At 59.2% G+C, this 6111-nt stretch carries 7 protein-coding genes; 6 read left to right on the forward strand and 1 reads right to left on the reverse strand.

What is annotated here, in order from left to right:
• The first annotated feature begins 64 nt into the window (after positions 1-64).
• The 4 genes from larE to mtaB all read left to right on the forward strand — a co-directional run bounded on the left by larE (position 65) and on the right by mtaB (position 4192).
• Positions 65-889 (forward strand): ATP-dependent sacrificial sulfur transferase LarE, encoded by an 825-nt coding sequence (larE, locus tag VGK48_06600; GenBank protein HEY2380838.1) that lies wholly within the window; start codon positions 65-67, stop codon positions 887-889.
• Complete coding sequence (purD, locus tag VGK48_06605; protein HEY2380839.1) at positions 886-2151, forward strand: phosphoribosylamine--glycine ligase; 1266 nt, start codon at positions 886-888, stop codon at positions 2149-2151. Before larE ends, purD begins: the two co-directional genes overlap by 4 nt.
• The gene (gene purE / locus VGK48_06610; GenBank protein HEY2380840.1) at positions 2148-2642 is read left to right on the forward strand and encodes a 5-(carboxyamino)imidazole ribonucleotide mutase; all 495 of its coding nucleotides are present in this window, start codon (positions 2148-2150) and stop codon (positions 2640-2642) included. The genes purD and purE overlap by 4 nt, the downstream gene beginning before the upstream one ends.
• Positions 2643-2881: 239 nt before the next feature.
• Complete coding sequence (mtaB, locus tag VGK48_06615; GenBank protein HEY2380841.1) at positions 2882-4192, forward strand: tRNA (N(6)-L-threonylcarbamoyladenosine(37)-C(2))-methylthiotransferase MtaB; 1311 nt, start codon at positions 2882-2884, stop codon at positions 4190-4192.
• On the opposite strand, the gene acpS is transcribed toward mtaB, so the two are convergent.
• Positions 4153-4530, reverse strand: a complete 378-nt coding sequence (gene acpS, locus VGK48_06620; protein ID HEY2380842.1) for a holo-ACP synthase — start codon at positions 4528-4530, stop codon at positions 4153-4155. The two genes, mtaB and acpS, sit on opposite strands and share 40 nt — an antisense overlap.
• An 8-nt stretch (positions 4531-4538) precedes the next feature.
• Here acpS and pgeF point away from each other — a divergent pair, with 8 nt between their 5' ends.
• Together pgeF and VGK48_06630 are read left to right on the forward strand one after the other, a co-directional pair.
• Positions 4539-5303: a peptidoglycan editing factor PgeF gene (gene pgeF, locus VGK48_06625; protein HEY2380843.1), complete on the forward strand. Its 765-nt coding sequence runs from the start codon at positions 4539-4541 to the stop codon at positions 5301-5303.
• Complete coding sequence (locus VGK48_06630) at positions 5300-6028, forward strand: pseudouridine synthase (GenBank protein HEY2380844.1); 729 nt, start codon at positions 5300-5302, stop codon at positions 6026-6028. The genes pgeF and VGK48_06630 overlap by 4 nt, the downstream gene beginning before the upstream one ends.
• The last annotated feature ends 83 nt before the right edge of the window (positions 6029-6111 follow it).

Genomic DNA, 6111 nt, shown 5'->3' on the forward strand with positions numbered 1-6111 from the left:
CAAGGGCTTTCCATGCTGAAACCCCTGTCATTATTGGGTCTTACGAATCTGTTACAATCCTGAAATGCTTCAGAAAGAAGAGCATCTTCGCCTGATTTTACGGCAGATGGGCTCCTGTATCGTCGCGTTCAGCGGAGGCGTCGATAGCTCCTATCTCGCGCTCGTCGCGCACCAGGAGCTGGGTCCAGATGTCCTGGCCGTGACGGCTGAGAGCCCGAGCTACCCCACACATCAGCGCAATATAGCGACTGGGCTGGTGGGACGCTTCGGCTTCCGTCACGAATTCATCGCTTCGGATGAGATGTCGGATTCGAATTACGTCGAGAATCCCTCCAATCGATGCTACTTCTGCAAACACGAACTCTATACGAAGCTCCAGAAGCTGGCCGAGGCACGCGGCATCCGATACGTGGTCGACGGCAACAACCTCGATGATACCGGTGACTATCGTCCAGGCCGCCAGGCCGGCCGGGAACTCGAGATTCGAAGTCCTTTGATCGAGGCCGAGCTGCATAAGTCCGAGATCCGCGAGCTGTCGCGCATTCACGGCCTCGAAACCTGGGATCAGCCGGCTTCGGCATGTCTCTCGTCGCGCATACCGTACGGTTCCGGTGTTACAGTTGAAAAACTGATGATGATCGATAAAGGCGAAGAGATCATGCGCAAGCTTGGATTCGCTCAAACTCGCGTGCGCCATCACGGCGACATCGCGAGAATCGAGATCGCGCGTGAAGAGATGCCGAAAGCCCTCACTGTCGAAATGTTCGAGCGGCTGAGCCGGGAATTCAAGCGGATCGGATTCCGCTTCGTCGCGGTGGATGTGGACGGCTACCGCACCGGCGCCCTGAACGAAGTTCTCACCCAAATCGCTTCACTCCAGGCAAAATGAAAATCCTTATCGTCGGCTCGGGCGGCCGCGAGCACGCCGTCGCCGATGCCCTCGCGCAGAGTTCCAGAGTCGGCAAAATCTTCGCAGCGCCCGGCAACGGCGGGATTGCCGAACTGGCGGAGCTGGTTGCGATATCCGCAGACGACGTCGAAGGCCTGGCAAACTTCGCCCGCTCTCAACGCGTGGACCTCACCTTCGCCGGTCCGGAGCTTCCACTCAGCAAGGGAATCGTCGATCTGTTTCGCGCCAACGGCATGCCGGTGATCGGGCCTTCCGCCAACCAGGCCCGGCTGGAATCGAGCAAGAGCTTCGCGAAGCGGTTTTTTCAAAGCACCGGGATTCCGACTGCTGCGTTTTCCGAATGCGCCACGCCTGCCGAGGCTTATCAGGTATTGGAACGGTCCAAATATCCGATCGTCGTCAAAGCCGACGGGTTGGCCGCGGGCAAAGGCGTCGTTGTCGCCGAAAACCAGGATCAGGCCCGAGGCGCCGTACAGTCGTTCATGGAAAGCAGGAGTCTCGGCGAGGCGGGCTCGAGACTGGTCATCGAGGAATTTCTGGAAGGCGAAGAGGCGTCGTTTCATGTTTTCGCCGACGGCCTGACCTTTCAGCCCATGGTTGCGGCGCAGGATCACAAACGGCGGTTCGACGGTGATCAGGGGCCGAACACGGGCGGCATGGGAGCCTATTCGATCGACTCGATCCTGACGAGCGCGCAACATGACGCGGTGCTCCAGCGCATCATCACGCCGACGCTCCAGGCGGCTCGCGCTTATTCAGGGATTCTGTATGCCGGCTTGATGCTGACATCCGAAGGTCCGAAACTTCTGGAGTACAACGCGCGCTTCGGTGATCCCGAGACGCAAGTCATTCTTTCGCGATTGAAGACGGACCTGCTCGATATCTTCATCGACATGGTGGAGCACCGCCTGGCGAGCCGCCGTCTGGAATGGCGAGAGGGTGCTGCGGCCACAGTCGTTCTGGTGGCCCGCGATTACCCGGGAAAGGTCGAAAACGGAAAACAGATCTTCGGCCTCGACGAAGCGAAGCGTATCGGCGGTGTGAAGATTTACCACGCCGGAACCCGCGCCGAAGGCGGCAGAATTTACACCAATGGCGGCCGCGTGTTGAATGTGACCGCGCGCGGAGCGACACTGGCGGAGGCCCTGGAAAAAGCCTACTCCGTTTCGCAGATGATAGAATTTGACGGCAAAGATTATCGGAGAGATATCGGAAAGAAAGGTCTTGTGAAAGAAATATGAAGCCTCTTATCGGCATCATTATGGGCAGCGATTCGGACCTCCCCGTCATGCAGGAGGCCACGAAGGTTTTAAAGCAGTTTGAAGTTCCCTACGAGATCGGTGTGTACAGCGCGCACCGGTCGCCGCATCGCACCAACGAATATGTCCGGTCGGCGCGGGGGCGTGGTTTGAAGCTGATCATCGCGGGCGCCGGCGCCTCGGCACACCTCGCGGGAGTCACCGCGGCAGAGACCACCATTCCCGTCATAGGAGTGCCCATCGACAGCTCGCCGCTCTCGGGCTTCGATGCATTGCTGTCGACGGTTCAGATGCCTCCGGGTGTTCCCGTGGCAACCATGGGCGTCGGGAAATCCGGCGCCACCAACGCGGCGATTTTCGCAGTCGAGATCCTGGCCCTGTCCGACGAGCATCTGGCCGCGAAATTTTTGGAGTACAAAGCGGGCCTCGAACAGGCTGTGGCGGAGAAGAGTAAAAAAGTTCAGGATGCGTAGATATCATTGCAAATTTGAAATGCAGGGTTTGTACATTCCCCGCCTTTCCAAGGCGGGGTGCCCGAACGATCAAACGTTAGAACGTTCGGGCGGGGCGGTTATCCGGGAACCGCGTAGCGCACCTTATTTGTTGATGGAAGTTACTAACCGCCCCGTCTGCGCCGCCAAGGAACGGGCCCATTTGGTTAATGGCGCAGCCACCCCGCCTTGGAAAGGCGGGGATTGTACCACTCGCTACCATGAGTAGAACGTTCCACATCACGAATTTCGGCTGCCGGGCCTCCCAGTCCGAAGGCGCTTCCATCCATCAGGAGCTGCTGGATGCCAATGCCACCGAAGCCGGCTCCCCTTATGAAGCGGAAGTCGTGATCGTCAATTCGTGCACGGTGACGGCCGAAGCCGATCGTGATGTCCGGCAGACGATCCGCCGGATCGCGTCTAGAAATCCGCAGGCTCAGATTATTGTTACCGGCTGTTACGCGCAACGTGCGCCCGAAGAACTGGCGGTTTTACCGCGGGTCCGCTATGTCGTCGGCAATTCGCACAAACCGATGGTGGCCGAGCTGGCCTTGCAACCGGATCTCGCCAATCACGGCCGCGCGGAAATCATCTGCAGCAGCATTTTTCTGGAGCGTGAGCTCGAACCTGCGTCTCACCTGGGTTCGGGAGGCCGCACCAGGGCCGTTATCAAAATACAGGACGGCTGCAACGCGAATTGCTCGTTCTGCATTATTCCGTCGGTCCGCGGCCGCAGCCGCAGCATTGAGCCGGCCGCCGCGCTCGACGAAGTTCGCGAACTGGTCGGGCGGGGATACAAGGAAGTCATTTTCTCCGGAATTCATCTCGGCACCTACGGCCGCGACCTTCAAACCAAAGCCTCTTTTTATGATCTGGTCTGCCGGGCGCTGGAAATTCCAGGACTCGAACGATTACGCCTGAGTTCCATTGAACCGCTGGAGGTTGTGCCCGAACTCGTCGACCTGGCCGCGGCGCATCCGCGAATGGCGCATCACTTTCATATTCCGCTCCAGAGCGGATCCTCCCGGATCCTGCGCGCGATGTACCGGCCATACTCCGCGGAATACTATGCGGACCTCGTTGCGCGCGTGCGCGATCGGATTCCGGATGCAGGGATCGGCGCCGATGTAATGGTGGGGTTTCCGGGCGAAGCCGACGACGATTTCAGGGCGACGTACGAGTTGATTGAAAACTCGCCGCTCACCTACCTTCACGTGTTCCCTTACTCTTCACGTCCGGGAACGGTGTCCGCTTCCCTGCCCAACCCGATACCCGATCATGTTTCGAAGTTCCGCGCCAAAACGCTGCGCGGCCTGATAGCGCGCAAGAATGAAGCCTTCCGCCGCCAGATGATCGGGCGCGAAATCGAGGTTCTCACGCTCGACGCCGACTCGGCCATCAGCAGTAATTTTGTGCGCGTGACGATGCCTGCGGCCGCGCCTCTCAATCAGTGGATTCGAGTAAAGATACAGGATCTCTCGGAGGACGGACTTCAGGCTTCGAAGATCACCACGGCGCAGGAAACCAATTGATCGTGCGTCAGTGAGACATAGAAGCGCGCCGCGCCGGCTGCCGTCGCGTGCGCCAGCGCTCCGCCATAAAGGTGGAGTTCCGGTTTGCCGGAAGGCAGGCGCTCGACTTCGACGTCCTTCCATTTCACTCCGTCGGCCCAACCGGTGCCGAGCGCTTTGAAAGCCGCTTCTTTTGCCGCGAAGCGCGCCGCGTAATGAATCTCGGGTTGAGCGCATTTCTTGCAGTACGCAATCTCCGCTTCTGTATATATTCGATTCAGGAAGCGATCGCCGAAGCGCTGGATGGAGTCTCGGAGGCGGTCGTTCTGAACCACGTCAATGCCGATGCCGGTAATCATCAGGTGATATGTTACAGGTAAAACGCCAGGACCAAATCACGTTCCTTCGTGTGGAATTGCTCGACCGCATACCGAACCTGGTGCACGCATTCTCCACGCGCCGCGGCGAGCGGAACGATTTTTCGCTCGGGCCGGCGAATTCGCCGAATCCCATGGTGCAAATCAACCGCGCCCGGTTTGCCGCGGCGATCGGGGCCGCGGGCTGGCCGATCATCAAATTAAATCAGGTGCATTCGGGGATCGTCGTGGATGTGGACGACACGTCGGCGGCAGGTGAAGCCGTGGAAGGTGACGCGGCAGTAACCAACCTCAAGGGTGTCCTGCTCGGGGTGCAGACGGCGGATTGCGTGCCGGTGTTGATTGCCGACCGGGAAGGCCGGGCCGTCGCCGCCATACATGCGGGCTGGCGAGGGACCGCAAGCCGGATCGTCGAAGCCGCAGTCCGGCGGCTGACTCAGAAATTCCAGATCGATGAGCGCGATTTGATCGCCGCTATCGGGCCGCACATCGGCGTCTGCTGTTATGACGTGGGTGAAGAAGTCGCCGCTCAAGTAAATGAGCCGGACGCCATCGTCAGAATGCCGGAGTTCGAGAAACCACATCTGGATTTAGCGGTCGCGAACCGCGCCCAGTTATTGCGCGCCGGAATTCCTGCGCAGCAGATTGAGACGTCGTTGTTGTGCACCAAGTGCCGTGCAGACCTGTTCCACTCGTACCGGCGGGATGGAAAGAGAATGGGGCTCATGTTGTCCGTCATCGGCATTGCGCCATGAATAAGCCGAGAGCCACGCTCGATCGCGTGCTATCGAAAGCCGGAATCGCCTCGCGGACAACGACGCGCGAGTGGATCCAGCAAGGCCGCGTCAAGGTGAATGGCCGGGTGGTACGCAATCCCGACCATTGGGTCGAAGGCGCGAAAGATACGGTCCACCTGGACGGATTAAAAGTCCGCGACGAGAAGAAGGTGTATGTGGCTTTGAACAAGCCGGCTGGTGTTGTGACTTCGTTTGGCGATAATCGAAGCCGGCCGACGGTCTACGACAACCTGAAGGAGCTGGATCGTTGGGTTTTTCCGGTGGGCCGCCTCGACATGGATACCTCGGGGCTTCTGATACTCACGAACGACACGGAATATGGTGAGGCGCTGTTGAGTCCTGAAGCCAAGGTGCGGAAGACGTATTACGGCAAGGCTTCGGGGGTCGTCACCGGCGATGAATACTTCCGGCTCGCCTTCGGCCTGGACATCGGCCGCGGCGAGACCACCGCGCCCGCAATCGTGCGGGAAGTTCGGGCGACGGAGAAATACACGTGGTTCGAGCTGACGATTACGGAAGGAAAAAATCGGCAGGTTCGCCGGATGTTCGAGGCGGTCGGGCACCCGGTGTTGAAATTAGTAAGAATTCGGATTGGGAAGCTGGAACTTGGTGAGATTCCGGTAGGGAAATTCACGATCCTGACGCGTAAGGAAGCGTTGCGCGCGATTGCGGGGGGAATTTGATGGAGGTTACTAACCGCCCCGTCTGCGCCAGCGAAGAAACGGGACCGTCTTTCTGATGGCGCAGCCACCCCGCCTTGGTAAGG

Source organism: Terriglobia bacterium, assembly GCA_036496425.1.
Taxonomy (GTDB): domain Bacteria; phylum Acidobacteriota; class Terriglobia; order 20CM-2-55-15; family 20CM-2-55-15; genus 20CM-2-55-15.